An 18756-nucleotide genomic window follows, 5' to 3' on the forward strand; every position below is an offset into this window, starting at 1 on the left:
AGGAAATATAAATAAAGGTTGGGATACAATGAACATTCGTATTACTGATGAAGCAAAAGCAGCTATACGTAGATTAGAACGTGAAGATAAAAAGATCGTTCGCATTAGAGGAACAATGACGAACTCTTGTAGTATTTTCGTTGATGTCGATTTAATTTGGGATACATATAACGCAGATGATGTTGTATATGAAGATGTAGAGCTTATCGTACAAATGGATTCATTCACGAAAGAATACACTGGTGATACAGTGAAACTTGATTATAAGACGACAGGTTTTAGTATTACGACTCCGAGTGAGACTTTAGTTTATGGATTGTCGATTAAAAAATAAAAATTGTTTTCATTTGACCACCGAGGTGAAAAAATGGGTAAATATGTTCCGTTAAAATTTTTATTTAATGAAGAATTAGCAGAGAAAATAGCTGATTCTATTTGTAAACACGATCCTAATTTTTCTAAAAGAATCTTTGTAGATTCTGTAACATATAAAGTTGAAAATTTAGAGTTAAAACAACGTATTGAAGTAATAGCAGATGAATTACACAATGCTTTACAAAAAGATTTTAATGTAGCAATACATATATTACTGAAAACATTAGGACCAGAAAATACAACAGAAGTAGGCACATTCACAAACGGATATATGTACATGCCTATCGCAAAATACGTTGAAAAATATGGTCTGAACGATTTTGAAACCTCATTCAACACCATGTATGAAATAACGAAAAGGAATAACGCTGAATATGCCATTCGGCCTTTTCTTGAAACATACCATGAAGACACACTAGACATATTACAACAGTGAGTTCATGACCAAAACAGTTATCTCTATCAGTGTTTCAGTAGTTTGGAACAAAAGGCTGCTGGTACTAGAATGAGTTTGCTTAATTTCCCAGGCTTTCTAACGAAAGGAATGGGGATTGCGATTGTAGGTGGATTATTATCGATACATTTGCTAAACCGAAAATTACTACCTATGAATGCTAATTCTTTCACTCATTTGTATAGTAATTTACTATTACTTTTTGCAGGAATCATATTGATTAGCTGGTTGGTTACTATGAAAATGTATAAATGCTCCAGAAGAAATATATATCAAGTGAAAAGATTCATTTTTCAATAACTTTTTTGTTATATTTTTCAATCTAGTGACGTTTCTTACATCAAGATTAAACAACTATATTTTTAACCCCGATCTAAATTTAGATCGGGTTATACTTATTTGGACTTTTGAAATTAAATAACTTTATTATCATTTTACATATAAAAAATCAAAATTTAACAATTTACCCTATATGCATTATAAAAGGCTTGTCTAAAATAATGTATATGTCAAGAAAACTTGTCTGTAAGTTGAAATGTTGTAGAATCTAGAGTCCGAATATGCTTACGGTAGATCCTCCTAATCATACTCGCCTGCGTCGGATGGTCTCTAAACCCTTTATACCACGTATGATTGAGGACCTTCGTTCCCGTATTCAGCAACTTGCCGACGAATTGTTAGTTGCTGTACAAGAACAAGGAAAGATGGAAATTATTGCAGATTTTGCTTAACCACTACCCATTATTTTCATTTCAGAGGTGCTTGGGATTCCCGCCACTGATCGAAACCAGTTCCGCAAATAGACAAAAAACTCATGGACACCTCTGTGGAACCTATTCAGGGAACTGAAGTTAAAACAACACTTAAAAGTTTATTCATTACATTGAGACATTACTTAACGAAAAGCGTCTAAATCCTGATTCTGATTTGATAAACGATCTCATTCAAACAAGAGAGCAAGAAAACAAGTTGAATAAGAACGAGCTTCTTTCGACAATTTGGCTATTCATCATCGCTGGACATGAAACGACAGTTAATTACATAGAGAAGTCAACGTCTTTTTTATTTTAGGGGAACTTGTTTTGTTAATTTGATATTTACAGTTAAGTTAAGTTAAGTTAAGTTAAGTGACATTTGATTCTCATAATCCGTATTATCTGAAGTTAATAAAGTCTATTACACTCTCTTCTTTAGGAACGTTTCCATAATATCTTTCTTAAATTTTTCATAATCAAACTGAAAAGCTACATTATGCGTTTTATAGCCTGGATTAGTAACAAAACGAAAATCTGCAATGCTTTGACCAAATCCTTCTCCTTGATCAGGAATTACTTTAATAGGTACTCTTGAAAGACTAACAGCGTCTTGATTTAGCAAATACCAAACTGTTACAAAATCATGCATAGGACTTCCACTTATACCAGGATTAGACTTGGAGTAGAAATTATAATAATAATCTAACATAGGTTTGATGATGAGTCCTGCAAGATCCTGTGTACTCCGATGAAATGCATCAATTTGCTGGACCATTTCGGGTGTAACAATCGCGTGTTGAGTCACATTTAAAGGAATAATCGTCAAGTTCTTTGCATGCTGCAGAATTAAGTTTGCTGCATACGGGTCTGCGTAAAAATTAGCTTCAGCCACAGCAGTTACGTTACCTGGATAGAAAAAAGCTCCCCCCATGCAAATGCATTCTCTTACATTTCGCATTGTTTCTAAATTTAATACAAAAGTCGTAGCTAGCGAAGAAAGTCTTCCTAAATTGATAATTGTAAGATCTTCTAAATTTGATTCTATAATTTGATAAATATCATTTAAAGGATAAACTGGATATGAAATTTCAGGTGGAATAATAGGTCCTAATCCAACTTTTCCATGTACCTCAGGGAAATACTGAATCACTATACCTGTCAACGGTACAGAAGCACCAAGGAATACAGGTATTTCTTCTCTTCCCGCAATGTACTTTAAATAGTTAATATTTCTTATTACATCTTCTCTTGATACATTTCCATAATCGGCCACAATTCCTACAAGTTGAATGTCTTTACGAAAAAAGGTGTACAGTATAGCAAACGCATCATCAATCCCTAAATCTGTAAACAGGAGAACCTTTTTTTGCATATCTCTTCCTCCAAAATTTATAGAATTCTACTTTCACCAATGATGCAGTGATTAGAATACGCTTTTATATATATTTTTTATGTATTCTTAAAGAGTGGATTCTATTCACTTGAAATAGTTTTGCTTATCTAAATCTGATATTATATTCAAGCACAAAATACATAAGGGTATTAGAGATATGGAAAAATCTGTTGTTATTGAGGAATTTACATCGGATTGGGCACTACAATTAGGGCTCACCATATCAAAAACGAAAATTGTACGTTTAGACACAAAATTAACATATTTTGATTAGCTCCCTGTACGTTAAGGAATTAGTTTCTATATTTGAGGAGATGTATGTGACAGGTGTATATTTAGGGGAATCTAATATTCACCATTCAAATATGATAGAATAGAAGTATATCCAAAACGGAGGAATAACAAATGAACTCAAACACAAAACAGTTTATTTATGATATCCAGCAAAGAAAGAACAATTATATAGAAAATGCTCTAATAGCAATACAACACCCTAAAAAAGAGCAATCTGAACAGGTCATTCAAAATATAGTAGAGAAGATGGATATGATGATTAGTCTAGTTACTACGTACATGAGGATTGAATCTGGATCTATGGAAGAATTAAAAGAACTTCAGAAAGAAATTATCCATGCTCAAGCATATATCCAAAAACGAAAATTTGAAGAAACACAGAGATAAAACCCTGTGTTTTTATTTGATTTATAATGCTAATCTATTATAAATCAAATTACATGTGATTATTGTTTTGGCATAATCCATACAATTTGTTGAATGCGTACAATATATGGCACCGTATCTTCAATGAGCAAATGATCTAGTTTCACATCCTTTAATTTACCTCTTATATTGCCTCTTACAGTTTCAATAACCACATGTTTACCAATTACTGATTGTAATGTCTGATATACATAGGGATTAGGCACACTTACCATATTTTGTTTACTAAAGTCATTTCCCTCCAAATAACTCATTCTATAAAACTCCTTTCTAACTTGCATTCTTTCTACTAATATATGATATAAATCTTATAAATATGCTAGAAGGATAATTCATTATATGGACGGAAATAACATTTTAATAGGGTACGGTTTCTATTTCTACATTGCTAAAAAAATGATTTATATAAAGTTACTTTTACTAGTTAATAGGAGATGATAAAGGGATATTTTGAATATACATCTAGGTTGTTCCTTTCTGGTTATGTATCATTTTAAATACGCCCTTTATTAGAATAGTGCTCATACTTTTTTTGAGATTCTTTCGTAATACGTGCGTTAAGTAAAATTGCTAACAATAAAAATACTCCATATTTTCCGCCTGTAGCTCCTATGATAATCACACTACTACAAACAAGTACAATTAATAGGATAAACGAAACTAAATAAATACGATCATAATTCTTTGACATCTTCTCGTATTTTATGCGTTCTTTCCTTGCATCCATTTTAATTCCTCCTTTAGATGATCCATTTCACTCTCAGATAAATCTCGCCCTTAAAAAGGAAACAATCTATCGTTTTAAATAATTAGTTTGTTTTTTTATCAACTAATTTATATAACGTAAAAAGAAATCCTACCAATATTAAGCTTTCCACCATGATAATCTCCATCCTCTCCTTCCTTTTAACCCCAACACATCAGATAAAAGTTATGTATATCCCATATTAGCTGCAGCAAGCAAAAAGGATCCCCCTTTTCTTAAAGGCTGATCCTTTTCTCCTTGCATGCAACTATTTTTACCTATTCTTGATTAATTAGAATAATAGCTGGTCCATCTACACGAATTCCACCAACTTCGATTTTTTCATAAGGCTCAACTGTAATAGAAATAATCCCTTCTCGCTTCTTTAATTCATTACTTAATTCTTTTGTTAACATTTTTTTCATGTGCGGACTCCTTCTTACTGCTTAATTTACTATTGTTATGTAAATAAAATAAAAAATGGTTTCTTGGTCTGGAAACCATTTTTTGTAGTTTACCATATGGTGTTACCAGTTCGTTTATCAATTTTACGTAAAGAAGATAAACAATTACTATTCACTGTCTCAGTAGATGTAAGGAACTCTTAAAGCTGGCGGTGAGATTGATTGTTTTTTCTTCTAGAAATAATGACTTAGATAGTATATTACCTAAAACAATGAAAGCCCTACCTCTCTTTCATCCTTACGGCTCCTTGTCCGTGCCAGTGTGAATCAGGATTGCAAAAATCAAGTGACTATTTAATCGAGTTATTTAATGAAACTTCGAATGTTCGTAAAATAAATTTAAAAATAAAAATGGATTAGATTGAAGTAATAACAAAAGAGGTTCCTACTCTAAAAGTGAGTTGAAGAAATTGAATGTCTTTGAAATGATTTACTTTTAATACTCATCATATTCTCGAAAAATTCAGGATGTTTTCGGGAAATATAATACATTATCTATAATAAACCTTAACAGAAACTTTTTATTTGATTTTCAGTGATTCCTTTAATTAATTCTAGTTCACTGACCAAAAACTTATATGCATCATCCAACAATTTTTTTTCACTTGTATTCAGTGTTTTTTCTTTCTTCATACGCATTAAATCGCGTACAACTTCAGCACCTTCTTGTATTTCACCCGTTTTTATTTTGTCCGTGTTCACTTTATGCCTTTGTTTCCACGGCAGTAATTTACATGATTCTTCATGCTGAAAAATGTGTATAATGTGTTTTAATGCAAGTATATCAGTAACTGGGCGTATATTCGAATTCAATATTTTACCCGTAGGAATCATGACTTGCATATTACTGATTGACATTTTGATGACATAATACTGTTGTTTTTCCCCTGAGAATTCTTTTTCTTCTATGGCTTCAATTATACCTGCTCCGTGCATTGGATAAACAATGTTATCGCCAATTTGAAACATATAATCCACCTCCATATGTGGTAACCTTTTCAAGCTTAACACATATGTTGTTTTTTATCAAATATTTAATAATATCACAAGTTCATTTTAGGTGTCAATTACTTTTTTTCTTCAAAAGTTAAATCAAGTAAAACAGCCGTAAAATACCAAAGAGCGTTCGAGATTTCCAATAAAAGAAAAGGGAATCCATACGCGTATATCCTGAAATCTCCACCCATTAACGTAGATCAATTTCCCCTTGAAAACGGCCAAATCGATCCCGTATTTTTTTCAATCTTATATGATACTCCAAAATCTCAATTCTTGCTTTTTCTGCTAGAGGGGCAATTGGTCGTAAATCTTTTAACCCCCAATACTCAACCACTACATCAAGTACTTGATCAAAATATTGTAGTGGGCCATAGTTTGCTTCTTTTGCAATCACAGCCATTCTATTTTCAAAATCAGGCATGACGGCACCTGGCATTTTAAAATTCCTAATCACATTGGCAATATGGTAGCAATAATTTGGTTCCAATTCTAAATGTGTTCGAATAACGTCTCGATAAAACGCATAATGAAGTGTTTCATCTTTTGCAAGACGGCGTAATAATGTAGCAAGATCTGGATCATGCTTACTTGCCACCTTAGCTACATTATTGTAAAACACCATTGTTGCAAGTTCTTGTAGCGTCGTATATGTCATGGCTTCGATTGGTGTATGAAAATCAGGCTCAAATCCACACTCAACGACTGATTTTCTTAATTCATGTATACGTTTAGGGTTTACACTTCGAGTGAGTAGTAAATATGTCTCTAATAAATTCGAATGTTGATCCTCTTCTGAGGTCCAAGTATGAATAAAGTCTGTAATAACAGAAAGGGAACCTTTAAAAGTCGCAGATAAATACGTTGTAAACCATGGTAAATTCACTTCTGTTAATAAAGCTGTTTCAATGGCCGTAATTACACCAGAAGGGAGAGTAACTTGACTTTCATCCCAAGGAACTCTTTTAAAGTCCATTCCCTTATCCCATGGTAAAAACTCATGATAAGCCCAGTCTATCTTCTGCGCTCTTATTTTATGTTGTTCATACAGTTCTTTTAAACGTGGTTCTAATCGAAAATCTAAATCATTTGTTAACATTTAAGTGCCCCCTTTTTCTTACCATGGATATTCATCCTATTTTTATCCTTAAAAATTTTCTACAAATAAATATTACTTTCCTTTTTTAAAGTCAAACAAAACAAATTTGTAACAAAATTTTTTAAGAGCACTATATTTTTATAGGATTTTTTTATTAAAAGGAGGACCGTTACATCTATTTTCTTTTTTATAAAATAGATACTGAAACATACAATATGTTAGTTAGCCTAAATAATAGCTTGGACAAGTGCCAACCCAATTCCATTCGAGCCAAGCTTTTTAGAACTACTTGATTTATAGAATCGTTCAAAAATATGAGGTAATTCTTCAGCTAAAATTCCCTCTCCAAAATCTTGGATCACTAGTTCGATATAGATTGGAGAATTTTTGACCTGAATCATTATGTTACCACCTGGTTTAGAATGTTCTATTGCATTCTTCAACAGGTTTAACAAAGCTTCCTCCATCTATATTTTTTCGTGAATAACGATTATTTCTCTCGGTGCATTCCAATTAATATATTTTTATCACTTATCATGCTTTCCAAGCGATTTAGAACTTCCTTAGTCATATCTACTAAATTCTCTTGATCAAAGGATTTCCACTTATTTATCCCGAATATATAAATAACCATTCTCACAAGGAGCGAATTTATATGAATCTATTCGAACATGAAACATAAAACTGCTTCATTTTAATAAGAGGTCCTCCCTTTTTCTTTTCTCATCATATTATCCATTAAAAAATAGGAGGACAAATTTATGAAACGTGATCCATTATTTTTAACTTTATTAGAAAGTGCAAATACAAACTTTAGTGGCTGGGATTTTTCTTTCATTTCAGAAACGGGTCGAATGAAGAGCGAGCCATTATCGTGGTCGTACGGCAGTACTGCTTTTCAGCTTATGCAACGTGCAGAATCAATGCTCGATATGGGTACTGGTGGCGGAGAGTTTTTATCTATGTTACAACCGTTCCCGTCAACTACATTCGCTACTGAGGGCTACGCTCCAAACGTGCCAATTGCTCAGAAGAAATTAGAACCTTTAGGGGTTACAGTTGTGGCAGTAAGTGATGATACTGCTTTACCATTTCAAAATGAACAGTTTGATTTCATTCTGAATCAACATGAATCCTATTCTGCTTCTGAGGTAAATAGAATACTTTCTCCTAATGGAACATTTCTTACACAACAAGTTGGCGGTCTTGATTGCGTTGAACTTAATGAACAATTGGGTACGCCTCTAAATAGTGAGTTTGCAAATTGGTCTCTCGAAACTGCATGCAGTGAGTTAAACCAAAATGGATTTACTATTTTAGAAGCAAAAGAAGAATTCCCTTTCCAACGTTTTTATGATATTGGCGCTATCATCTATTATTTAAAAGCAATTCCGTGGCAAATTCCTGATTTTACTGTCGAAAAGTACTTTGAGGAGTTATATCGTATACATGAGATTATTTTGCAAAAAGGATATTTAGATGTGAATCAACATCGATTTATAATTAAGGCGATTCGTAGCTAACAAAAAGAGGTGGCAAAGCCACCTCCTTTTTGTTCCGTTTACGTATATTCTCTACTCTTTCACCATAAGAAAAGTTATATCATATATATTACAATTCTGACCAATGAATTGTATTTCTGAAACATATAATCACCTCGCATATATAATGAGAGCAAAAACGTGATTTTTCACTATCCTCTTCTATTGAGAAATGAGTTGTTTTTCATATCGCTTATTCGCATCATCTTCTGTCAAACATGCAGTTGTGTAATGAATAATATTCCGGTTATCATACGTGAATATATGTTTTAACTTATTTTCTTCTGTTAATACTGTCGGTAAGTATTTTGGTAAATTGCTAACAACACCTCTATTATCACCATCTAATATCCAATCAATTTCTTTCCATTCTAATAATCCTTCAGCCGTACGAAATGGTGTATTCATTTGCATTCCATCTGGCAAATCAGCAACGAACACATACATTCCTTCACTAGCCTGGGGCTCATCTTTACCTTTAAAACCAACAGTCCCTTTATACATTACACTTGAAAGTTCTATACCCGTTTCCTCAAACGTTTCTCTAATTATTCCTTCGTATGGCGTTTCATTATCTTCTATTTTTCCTCCAACACCATTCCACATCCCCATATTCGGCTTTTTATTTCTATTTAATAGCAGTATTTTATCGCTTTTTCTAATAAAACAAATTGTGTATTTGTACATACAATCATTTCCTTTCATTTTCCACATGAGTTATTTGGCTTATTTTCAAGTAAAAACACTCGCCTTACAATTCCTTACTACATAATATATAGTACAACTTTCATGCGTAAACACTTTACGTCAAACGAGAGAATCCTTTTTAGAAAGGAGAATTTAAAATCGATAATATAAGCAATGAATTTCTAAACCAATATTACAACAGCCTCGTGTGGTTAAACGATACACACTGGTTCGGAGTTCCAATCTGTAAACTTCCCTCTGACCTCTTTTTGTATCAAGAAATTATTTATGAATTAAAGCCCGATTTAATTATTGAATGCGGGACTTTTCACGGTGGTAGTGCACTGTATTTAGCTTCTATGTTAGATTTAATTGGAAAAGGTCACGTACTTACTATCGATATAACTCCGCAGCCAAATCGGCCATCACATAATCGGATTACGTATTTAACAGCCTCTTCTGTTTCTGTGCAGGCCGTCCAAACAATAGTAAGCATGCGCAAACCTGATGATGTGGTTTTAGTTATTTTAGATTCTGATCATAGTAAAGAGCATGTATCCAAAGAACTATTACTATATAAATCTATCGTCACTACTGGCAGTTATATGATTGTAGAAGATACCTCCATTAATGGAAATCCGCTTCTTCCCGATTGGGGTCCTGGTCCGATGGAGGCTGTGGATGAGTTTTTAACTAAAAATAATAACTTCATAATCGACGAGTCTAAACATAAATTTTTCATATCATTTAATCCAAAAGGTTTTTTAAAGAAAATAAAGTGAAACTTTAATAAGTGGGGTTTTGCTTCTCCCCCACTTATTCTATCATTTTCATTTTTGAAAAAGGATAATATACGAATTCCACCTTGCCAATTATGTTATCTTCTTCAATATATCCTAAGCCATTTCGACTATCTCTACTTACTTCGCGGTTATCTCCCATTACAAATAACTTATTTGGCGGAATTTTTGTCTTTTGAAAGTTATAAAACACTTGTGTGTTGTTAAATAAATCTTTGTTCGTATATGGTTCTTCTTGCTTTTTATCGTTCACATATACCTTTCCGTTCGTTATGTTAATTACATCACCCGGAAGCCCTATTACACGTTTCACATAATATTTCGATTCATCCGCTTCCTTTATAATGACAATTTCTCCGCGTTGTAAATTAGAAAGACGTACTACTGCTTTATTTACAAATACGTAATCTGCTTCATATAAAGTCGGCTGCATCGATTCCCCTTCCACTTTACATAAAGTAAAAGAATGGTAGCCTATTACCATCACCAATATAAATAGTATGTACTTTCCCCAGCCTCTCTTAATTTCCTTTTTCATATCCATTCCCACCTTATAAAGCGCTTTTTAACTCAAAAAATATATCACTGCACAATATGTTTCCATGCAGTGATACTATTTTTACTGTGCCTTGTTCGGTTGTTCTACTGGAATTGAATTTGTATTTGATCTATTTGTTTTTAATTCAAAATACGCATCCAAAATCTCTTTACCAATCGCAGAATTAATTCCTGATTTATCATCATTCACCCATGGTACAACAACTGAAAAAGCTACTTCCGGATCAGCATCATATGGTGCATAACCGGCAAGAGTTAAATTATAACATTTTTTTCGGTTGTTATTCTCATCTCTTCCAATATCACTTTCTCCACCATATACCGTCTCAGCTGTTCCTGTTTTTCCCGCTGGTTTATATGGTAAACCTTTAAACGTTCCGGTACCTGTTCCGTCAGCTTCTTGAAAAACTCTTCTAAACCCTTCTTTTACATGATTAATGTACGAAGTGTCCATATCCACTCGATTTAATACAACTGGTTCAATCGACCGAACGACTTTTCCTACATCCTCTGGTCTATTCGGTTGCTCTCTAACTTCTTGTACAATTTGTGGTTTCATTCGGTAACCGCCATTTGCAATTGTGGAAATATATTGCGCAAGCTGAAGCGGCGTGTATGTATCATACTGTCCAATCGCGTAATCAAGTAAAAATCCGGGTATGTTATCAGTTCTACCTACTTGACCGATTGCTTCATTTGGCAGATCAATACCAGTCGACACACCTAGGCCAAATTGTCTAAAATAGTAGCGCATTTTATTAAATGTTTCTTGTTTAATATCTAATGGATTATTTGGGACATAATTAATGCCTGCCATTTTTAAAGCTGTATTAAACATATAAACGTTCGATGAAACTTGTAAAGCTCTTAAATCATCAATATCCCCAAATTCTTTCCACGATTTCTTCGGCTTAGAACTTCCTTTAAAATACATTGGTGCATCAAAGAAATGTGTATATGGCTTAATCGCTTCTGTTTGATATCCAGCTAATAAAGTAGCACCTTTTACAGTTGATCCTAACTCATAAGAACTTGTCATCGTTCCTAATGCATAATCTTCTATTTGCATACCGCCATCTTTATTTACAATTTTCTTTCCTGCCATTGATAAAATTTGACCGTTTTTCGGATTCATCATTACTACGAACGCACGATCCATCATCGGCTCTGCAGCATGAAAAGCTCGTAAATTCTTTTCAAGGCTTCCCTCTACTTTTTTCTGTAAATCCATATCGACTGTTAACATTAAGTTATTTCCACTTTTTCCTTCGGTCACTTTTTCTGTTCGAACAATTTTCCCTGCTTTATCCATAATATTTTTAGACTGTTCTTTCGTTCCATGTAGTGCATCTTCGTATTGTTTTTCAATGTAACTTTTACCAATACGATCGTTTCGATTATAATCACGAACTAAATAATAATCTAATTGTTCTCTTGGCAACCCTTCATTTTCATTAGAAACGCTACCTAGTATAGAGCGCAGTATTTTATCATTTGGGTATTCTCGTTCCCAATCTACTGTCGTATCTACCCCCGGTAAACTTGCCAATCTTTCACTAACGACAGCATATTCATTTTGACTTACATCTTTTTTAACGATTTGCGGTGTCATTTTATATCCTGCATTCATTTTGCTTTTAATTACTAATACTTCTATATCTTCCTTTGAAAGCTCATTTAATTCTTCTTGTGTAATTCTTTCCCGGCGCAGTTCTTCTACTTTTTTATCTAATTCTTTTCCTTCTATTTCTTGCTTTCTAAATTTACTCTCATCTTCTTTCGTTACTTTCGCTGCTGCCCGCTTTTCATTTAACTGCATCCAAAAATCTTTCTTATCTGTCTCTGTTAACTTATCCATGTCCTCTTGCGACATTTCAATCAGCTTGGCTAAATCTCTTGCTACTTGTAAAACTTCTTTCGAGTCTACTCCTCTCATTTTCGTATATGTAACGGTTCGCAATGGTTTATTATTTACAATAACGTGACCTTGCCGATCAAACATTTTCCCTCTAGGAACGGGAGTGCTTACCGTTACATCTTCCTTTTTGTTTACTTCATTTCTATACGTTTCTCCATCAATGATTTGTACTTTACCTAATTGAATTATAATAGCTGAAAATAAAAGAAAGACAATAAAAAATAGTACATTTAACCGAAAAGGAATATGAGTCTTTTTCTTTTTCGATTGTTTCTTCTGCTCCTTTTTCTGTCTCATTTCGCTCCCTCGCTTCATTCTATTAACATTTCTACGCAAAATCATTATGTATCAAATTTATTTATATGATATATATAGAATTTTATATTAATTACAAAAGAAATAAAAGATTTAATTTTCAGTTTTTTAATTAATTATCCTATTTATTACCATTCCCTTAATGCACAATAACATGAATATTATTCTAAAAGAAAAATGGGGCAAATTGATTTTTATAAATTATAGAGATGTGGTTACTACATTATCAAAATGTTTTCATATGGCTTAAAACAGTGATTACTCAAATAAAAAACTGAGGCGGATACCTCAGTTTTTTCGATAACTTATTTCATTGAAGATAATCCTTCAACAAATTCACCAATTTTATTTTGAAAAACATAATCAAAGTTATATTCCTGTTCTGTTAACTCTTCATTTACTAAAATAGTTGTTGCCCCTACTTCTCTTTTTGCGATTTCCGGGAATGAAGCGACGGGTTGTACTTTTAATGACGTTCCCATAACAATAAGCACATCTGTTTCATATAAACGTTTTATCGCATTTTGATATTGCGGCAATGTATCTCCGTATAAAACAACATCTGGATTTAAAATGAAATTACACTTCTCGCAGCGAGGCACTTCATGATCAATCATATACTGCAAATCATATCCCGCTTTACACTTCGGACAATGTGCTGTTTGAAGTGTTCCATGTAAATCAATGACATGCTTACTACCGCCTAATTGATGTAAACCGTCAATATTTTGCGTTAAAATCGTAATATCTTTCCCTTGTTCTTCTAATTCAGCTAAAAAGCAATGGCCACGATTTGGTTTATATTGATGAAACGTATTAATTTGAAATATTTCTTTATAATGCTTCCAAAATTCTTTCGGATTTCTATTATAATATCCCCTTGATAAATACATCTCCACATTCGCATCAGCATACAATCCATTTGCTGAGCGGAAATCTGGAATACCGCTTTCCGTACTTGCTCCTGCACCTGTTAACACTGTAATTTTCTTCGCTTTTTCTAAAATTGAACGTACTTCTTCAAATTGTTGCACAAAAATCACCTCTATGTATTTTCCTATACTTATTATACCAGTTGTTTACAGGAGGTGTTGTATGATTCGATTTATTTAATGCGTCGCACCCCCAACCTCTACAATATCTACTTCAACTGTTGTCGTTACCTCAACTGCCAATTCGATCCCTTTACGAATAGTAGAAAGTGACATACTCGGTTGCCCTGGATATTTACTCGCTTGTTCTGGTAAGAACGGAATATGAATAAATCCGCCTTTTATTTTCTTATCACGCTTCTCTAGTTCATGCATGAGACCGTAGAATAAATGATTACAAACGAATGTACCTGCTGTTTGTGAAACGAAAGCTGGTATACCTTCTTCTTGCAGTCTTTTTACGATTGCTTTCATCGGAAGTGTAGACCAATAAGCAGCTGGTCCTTCTTCTGCAACTGGCACATCTATGGGCTGATTCCCTTCATTGTCAGCAATTCTTGCATCATCAACGTTAATTGCGACACGCTCTATCGTAATATCTGGTCTGCCCCCAGCTTGTCCGATACATATAATCATTTCAGGGTTTAGTTCTTCTATATATTCTTTTAATACTTTTATTGATTTATGAAATACCGTTGGGACTTGTTTGCTAATAATCGTGTACTCTCCAATTGTTTTTTCATGCAAACTTTTTGCTACTTCCCAAGCTGGGTTGATGCTTTCTCCGCCAAACGGATCAAATCCTGTTAATAATACTGTTTTCATAGTTTTCCCTCCTAATTAGAAACGATATACAAGGCCGTACATAATAAACATATTGATAATAAAGATTGAAAGAGCAATTGGTACTTGTGCTTTAATAACTGCATTTTTATCCTTTAGTTCTAAAAGCATCGCCGGAACGATATTAAAGTTTGCTGCCATTGGCGTAAGTAGCGTTCCGCAATATCCAGCAAACATACCGAGTGCTGCCATAATTGCTGGATTCCCACCGTGCATTTGAACAATTAAAGGTAAACCAATTCCGCCAGTAATAACGGCAAACGCTGCGAATGCATTTCCCATTACGACTGTGAAAAGCATCATTCCTAAACAATACGCCATAACAGCAACGAACGGATACTCTGTCGGTAACACTTGTCCGACTAAATCTGAAACAACTTGTCCAACGCCAGACTTCGCGAATATACCGCCAAGTGCTGCTAACATTTGTGGTAAAATTACAGCCCAGCCGACAGCTTGTAATAGTCTGCTTCCTTCTTGTACAGGCGTTGTTATTTTTGATTTTGTAATACGCATCGCCGCAACGAATGCGAGTAATGCACCAAGCGCTAATGCAACTAATGTTACTTTATCTGGATCAACAAGAGAGACATTTCCCCATTTAATTTTCCCTAAGGTCAACGTACCGATAATTGTAAAAATAGGAATTAATAGTGCAGGCATAAAAATTTTATTTTTTAATTTCTCAGCATGTTTTACACGCTCTTGTACTGGAACTTCTTTTTCCTCTGATTTTGTTACTTTATTTAGCGAGGCTAAAACGACCATAGCGAGCACGATACAGCCAACGTAAAACGAAGGAATTACATTTCCGAATAAAAATGTAACTGCAAACAATGCCCAAAATAAACTAGAACCGAATCTGTTGGGATGTTCACGATCGAATGCGATACGAACAGCGATAAAAGCAACGATTATCCCTAATACATAATAGATTGTATCCATTGTGATGATGTTCATATTAGATTGCCTCCTTCTCTTCTTTTCCTTCTGCCTTCATTGTTTTCTCTATATATTTATCAAACCTTCTAAATCTAATCCAGCTTACAATAAGTGCAGATATTGCAGTTGGAATGCCCCAAAGTGCCATATCCCATACACCCACATGCATACCTACTGAATCGAAGAACCCTTTCATTAATAAAATAGCACCAGTTGCGATGAAAATATCTTCTCCGAAAAACCAAGCTGTATTTTCCGCAGCAGCTGCGTTTGCTTTAATCTTTTCTCTTAATTTTTCAGGAAGTTTACCGTATTTACCTTGCGCGGCCCCTTCTGCCATCGGTGCAACGAGCGGTCTTACCGTTTGTGCATGCCCACCAATATTAAGCCCTAGTGCTGCTGACGATTCTCTTATCGTAAAATATGACATTAATACTCTTCCAGTTGTTGCTCCTTTTGATTTCGTTATAAGTGCTTCTGCTCTTTCTTTTAAACCGTAACGCTCTAAAATTCCGATTACCGGTAAAGTTAATATAATTGGCATAGACATATATCTATTTTCTATGAAAAATTTACCGAACATGCTGATCACATCATAAAAACTTAATCCTGAAACCATCCCCGTAACAATACCTGCAACCATAACTACTAAAAGTGTATTTAATCTAAATAAAAAGCCCACTGCAACAAGTAGTATTCCGATTAATTTAATCATCCCAGCACTTCCCCCTATTTTTTATTTCGGTGCACAAATAGAAATACCATTACGTTCGAATATTCTGTATATTTTTCCCGCAAATTGTACTGCTTTTTCTCCATCACCGTGTAAACAAATCGTCTGCGCCTGAACTGCTACTTCCTCTCCATTGACCGAATTTACATAGCCTTCTTTCACCATTTGAAGCACTTGCTTTATCGCTTCGTCTTCATTTTTTATAAGTGCATTTTCTTCTGTACGGCTCGTTAACGTTCCATCTTGCTTATATGTACGATCCGCAAACGCTTCTTGTACGAGAGTTACATTGTATTTTTCTGCAGCCTGTATAAACGCCTCGCTATTTGCTAATCCGTAAAGCGATAGACTCGGATTCATATGATAAATTGCCTTAGCGATTGCATCTGCAATTTTCGAATCCGTTGCCGCCATATTATATAAGGCACCATGCGGCTTTACATGCTGCATTTTCCCGCCTGCCGCTTTTACAAATGCGTCTAATGCGCCGATTTGATATAAAACATAATCGTATACTTCACTTGCTGAAACATTCATGTTTCTTCTACCGAATCCAATTAAATCAGGAAATCCAGGATGCGCCCCTATCGCTACGTTATGCTCCAAAGCTTTTTCAACAGTTTGCCGCATAACAGACGGATCACCCGCATGAAAACCGCAAGCAACGTTTATAGAGGAAACGAACGGAAGAATTTCATCATCATTCCCCATTTTATAAGCTCCAAAACTTTCTCCTAAATCACAGTTTAAATCGATTGTAGTCACAATGTATCCCTCCTAATTTCAGCTTCGTAAAGCGATAAATTTCTTTAATAGATTTATATTTACTTCTTGTTCTATGTACAATTGTTCCGCTTCTTCAAGCGTAATTTCCTCAAAAGAAACATAGTCCCCCGGCTTTAGCTGGGCAAGAAGAGGTAAATCTACAGAAATGATATTTCCCATTCTCGGATAGCCACCTGTCGTTTGCCTATCTGCCATTAATATAATTGGCTGTCCACCATTTGGAACTTGAATGGTTCCAAATGTAACAGGACTCGATAAAACCTCTTTTTCTTCAATCCTATTTAAAACTTCTCCCTCAATCCTATAGCCCATGCGGTCAGCATAATTAGATACTTTATACTCTTTCGTAAAAAATGCCTTTCTACTTTCTTCTGTAAATTGATCATATTCAAAGTCAGTTATGACACGAAGCTTAGGATGTTTCTTATACTTTGATAGTACGCTGTTGTTAATTGCCCATTTCGTTTTTATTCTCCCATCTTTTTGTAAGTCTTGAATGAAACGATTCGCCATTTCTGGTTGTGCACCAATTTGGAAGTAGTCACCCTTGTTGAGCATTCTTCCTTCTATACCGCCAATCGCAGCACGTATGTACGTACTTTTACTTCCCATAGTACGATCAATATGGATGCCACCCGCAAAAGTCACATACGCTCTGCAACCACTTTTCACTTTTCCAAAACAAAGCATACTACCTTCTTCCGCTAAAATGGGACGCCATAACGGGATACGTTCTCCATTCAATAACGGTTCCATATCTGCTCCGCCAATCGCAAGTAAAGTCGTTTTCTTTATTAACAATTTAGGTCCCATAATCGTCATTTCGAGTCCCGCTTCATTCTCTTCATTGCCAACTAACATATTGATCATTCGAAGTGCACTTTGATCCATCGCCCCGCCAACGGGTACACCGTATTGTTGATAATGAGATCGCCCTAAATCTTGGACTGTTGTAAACATTCCTGCATGCAAAACTTCTACATCCATTCTTTAGCCCCCTCAAATGATACGTACTCTTCCTTCGTTATTGGGATAAATCGTAAATACATACCACTTTGAATATATGTTGGTATTTCTTCTTCTGGATTAAATAATGAAATAGGAGTTCGGCCGATAATATTCCATCCTCCTGGTGTTTCAAGCGGATAAATACCTGTTTGATTTCCGCCAATACCTACTGAACCAGGAGAGATTTGTAACCGTGGCGTTTCTTTTCTAGGTGTTTCTAATTCTTTTGATAGTCCTCCTAAATACGGGAACCCTGGTGTAAAACCTAGCATATATACAAAATATGTAGTTTCACTATGTATTCGAATCACATCTTCTACTTGTAAACCTTTATAATGCGCAACCTCTTCTAAATCAGGTCCATATTCTCCCCCGTAGCACACTGGTATAGAAATATGTTTCACATCCTGTTTTACTTCTTCTTTATAAGAATCACACAGCTCCTTTATATACTGGTGAACGTAATCATATGGCCTTTCATTTCTCTCATTTCTCTTCCATACTTCGTATACATTGTAGTAAACAGCTAATGAAGTAAACGACGGAACGCACTCAATCATTCCTGCAAACGGATGTTGCTGCAGTGCTTGAAATAACCGCTGTACTTTCTCATATATATCCATCTTAATTTCTTCACCAAATGTAACAATAATTGCTTGATCCCCTAACGCAGAAAATTTCATCCTACTCCC

General features: G+C 34.5%; 20 protein-coding genes and 4 pseudogenes. 7 read left to right on the top strand and 17 right to left on the bottom strand.

The features are described from left to right. Positions 1–28 precede the first annotated feature (28 nt). The 4 genes and pseudogenes from DOS87_RS16250 to DOS87_RS30245 all read left to right on the top strand — a co-directional run. Positions 29–334 carry an iron-sulfur cluster biosynthesis family protein gene (locus DOS87_RS16250; protein ID WP_001026197.1) on the top strand — a complete coding sequence of 102 codons (306 nt, stop codon included), beginning with the start codon at positions 29–31 and terminating at the stop codon, positions 332–334. Between the two features lie 33 nt (positions 335–367). Further along, positions 368–808: pseudogene (locus DOS87_RS16255) on the top strand (hypothetical protein); the annotation flags it as partial. Positions 809–818: 10 nt separating this feature from the next. Beyond that, positions 819–1129, top strand: a pseudogene (locus DOS87_RS30240) (tetracycline resistance MFS efflux pump); the annotation flags it as partial. A 254-nt stretch (positions 1130–1383) separates the two neighbouring features. Next, positions 1384–1873: pseudogene (locus DOS87_RS30245) on the top strand (cytochrome P450); the annotation flags it as partial. A 132-nt stretch (positions 1874–2005) separates the two neighbouring features. Here DOS87_RS30245 and DOS87_RS16265 read toward each other — a convergent pair. Further along, the gene (locus tag DOS87_RS16265) at positions 2006–2956 is read right to left on the bottom strand and encodes a nucleoside hydrolase (protein WP_001170286.1); all 951 of its coding nucleotides are present in this window, start codon (positions 2954–2956) and stop codon (positions 2006–2008) included. A gap of 426 nt (positions 2957–3382) precedes the next feature. Between DOS87_RS16265 and DOS87_RS16270 the strand changes: the two genes are divergently transcribed. Then, positions 3383–3658: a hypothetical protein gene (locus tag DOS87_RS16270; protein WP_001087711.1), complete on the top strand. Its 276-nt coding sequence runs from the start codon at positions 3383–3385 to the stop codon at positions 3656–3658. Positions 3659–3717: 59 nt separating this feature from the next. On the opposite strand, the gene DOS87_RS16275 is transcribed toward DOS87_RS16270, so the two are convergent. The 6 genes and pseudogenes from DOS87_RS16275 to DOS87_RS30525 all read right to left on the bottom strand — a co-directional run. Next, the gene (locus DOS87_RS16275; RefSeq protein ID WP_000120816.1) at positions 3718–3951 is read right to left on the bottom strand and encodes a YuzF family protein; all 234 of its coding nucleotides are present in this window, start codon (positions 3949–3951) and stop codon (positions 3718–3720) included. A gap of 239 nt (positions 3952–4190) precedes the next feature. Then, positions 4191–4424, bottom strand: coding sequence for a hypothetical protein (locus DOS87_RS16280; RefSeq protein ID WP_000340032.1), 234 nt, complete (start codon positions 4422–4424; stop codon positions 4191–4193). Between the two features lie 296 nt (positions 4425–4720). Continuing rightward, entirely contained in the window at positions 4721–4867 is a 147-nt protein-coding gene (locus DOS87_RS16285; RefSeq protein WP_000738546.1) for a BC1881 family protein, read from the bottom strand. A gap of 546 nt (positions 4868–5413) precedes the next feature. Further along, a complete protein-coding gene (locus tag DOS87_RS16290) occupies positions 5414–5875 on the bottom strand; it encodes a CarD family transcriptional regulator (RefSeq protein WP_000486293.1) in 462 nt (153 codons plus the stop codon). Positions 5876–6092: 217 nt separating this feature from the next. Then, positions 6093–7001 (bottom strand): acyl-ACP desaturase, encoded by a 909-nt coding sequence (locus tag DOS87_RS16295; RefSeq protein WP_000957093.1) that lies wholly within the window; start codon positions 6999–7001, stop codon positions 6093–6095. 230 nt (positions 7002–7231) lie between these two features. Next, positions 7232–7599 (bottom strand): annotated as a pseudogene (locus DOS87_RS30525) (sensor histidine kinase); the annotation flags it as partial. 163 nt (positions 7600–7762) lie between these two features. Here DOS87_RS30525 and DOS87_RS16305 point away from each other — a divergent pair. Continuing rightward, positions 7763–8524 (top strand): class I SAM-dependent methyltransferase, encoded by a 762-nt coding sequence (locus tag DOS87_RS16305; protein ID WP_000817594.1) that lies wholly within the window; start codon positions 7763–7765, stop codon positions 8522–8524. 180 nt (positions 8525–8704) lie between these two features. Here DOS87_RS16305 and DOS87_RS16310 read toward each other — a convergent pair whose 3' ends face one another. Continuing rightward, entirely contained in the window at positions 8705–9229 is a 525-nt protein-coding gene (locus DOS87_RS16310; protein ID WP_000280180.1) for an NUDIX hydrolase, read from the bottom strand. Between the two features lie 158 nt (positions 9230–9387). Between DOS87_RS16310 and DOS87_RS16315 the strand changes: the two genes are divergently transcribed. Continuing rightward, the gene (locus DOS87_RS16315) at positions 9388–10011 is read left to right on the top strand and encodes a cephalosporin hydroxylase family protein (protein WP_265736909.1); all 624 of its coding nucleotides are present in this window, start codon (positions 9388–9390) and stop codon (positions 10009–10011) included. A gap of 34 nt (positions 10012–10045) precedes the next feature. On the opposite strand, the gene lepB is transcribed toward DOS87_RS16315, so the two are convergent. The 9 genes from lepB to pxpB form a co-directional block, all read right to left on the bottom strand. After that, entirely contained in the window at positions 10046–10567 is a 522-nt protein-coding gene (lepB, locus tag DOS87_RS16320; protein WP_000711484.1) for a signal peptidase I, read from the bottom strand. Between the two features lie 81 nt (positions 10568–10648). Next, positions 10649–12802 (bottom strand): peptidoglycan D,D-transpeptidase FtsI family protein, encoded by a 2154-nt coding sequence (locus DOS87_RS16325; RefSeq protein WP_001249189.1) that lies wholly within the window; start codon positions 12800–12802, stop codon positions 10649–10651. Positions 12803–13125: 323 nt separating this feature from the next. Further along, on the bottom strand, positions 13126–13863 hold the full coding sequence (locus tag DOS87_RS16330; protein WP_079997208.1) for an NAD-dependent protein deacylase: 738 nt from the start codon (positions 13861–13863) through the stop codon (positions 13126–13128). Positions 13864–13929: 66 nt separating this feature from the next. Beyond that, on the bottom strand, positions 13930–14577 hold the full coding sequence (pcp, locus tag DOS87_RS16335; protein WP_000859748.1) for a pyroglutamyl-peptidase I: 648 nt from the start codon (positions 14575–14577) through the stop codon (positions 13930–13932). 15 nt (positions 14578–14592) lie between these two features. After that, positions 14593–15555 (bottom strand): DUF979 domain-containing protein, encoded by a 963-nt coding sequence (locus DOS87_RS16340; protein ID WP_001021658.1) that lies wholly within the window; start codon positions 15553–15555, stop codon positions 14593–14595. A gap of 1 nt (position 15556) precedes the next feature. Further along, on the bottom strand, positions 15557–16252 hold the full coding sequence (locus DOS87_RS16345) for a DUF969 domain-containing protein (RefSeq protein ID WP_000593392.1): 696 nt from the start codon (positions 16250–16252) through the stop codon (positions 15557–15559). A gap of 21 nt (positions 16253–16273) precedes the next feature. Continuing rightward, positions 16274–17035 carry a 5-oxoprolinase subunit PxpA gene (pxpA, locus tag DOS87_RS16350; RefSeq protein ID WP_000207324.1) on the bottom strand — a complete coding sequence of 254 codons (762 nt, stop codon included), beginning with the start codon at positions 17033–17035 and terminating at the stop codon, positions 16274–16276. A gap of 18 nt (positions 17036–17053) precedes the next feature. Next, complete coding sequence (locus tag DOS87_RS16355) at positions 17054–18043, bottom strand: 5-oxoprolinase subunit C family protein (protein WP_000382228.1); 990 nt, start codon at positions 18041–18043, stop codon at positions 17054–17056. Further along, positions 18034–18747 carry a 5-oxoprolinase subunit PxpB gene (gene pxpB / locus DOS87_RS16360; protein WP_000672262.1) on the bottom strand — a complete coding sequence of 238 codons (714 nt, stop codon included), beginning with the start codon at positions 18745–18747 and terminating at the stop codon, positions 18034–18036. Before pxpB ends, DOS87_RS16355 begins: the two co-directional genes overlap by 10 nt. Positions 18748–18756 lie beyond the last annotated feature (9 nt).

Source organism: Bacillus sp. CR71 (genome assembly GCF_003429245.1).
Lineage (GTDB): Bacteria > Bacillota > Bacilli > Bacillales > Bacillaceae_G > Bacillus_A > Bacillus_A thuringiensis_S.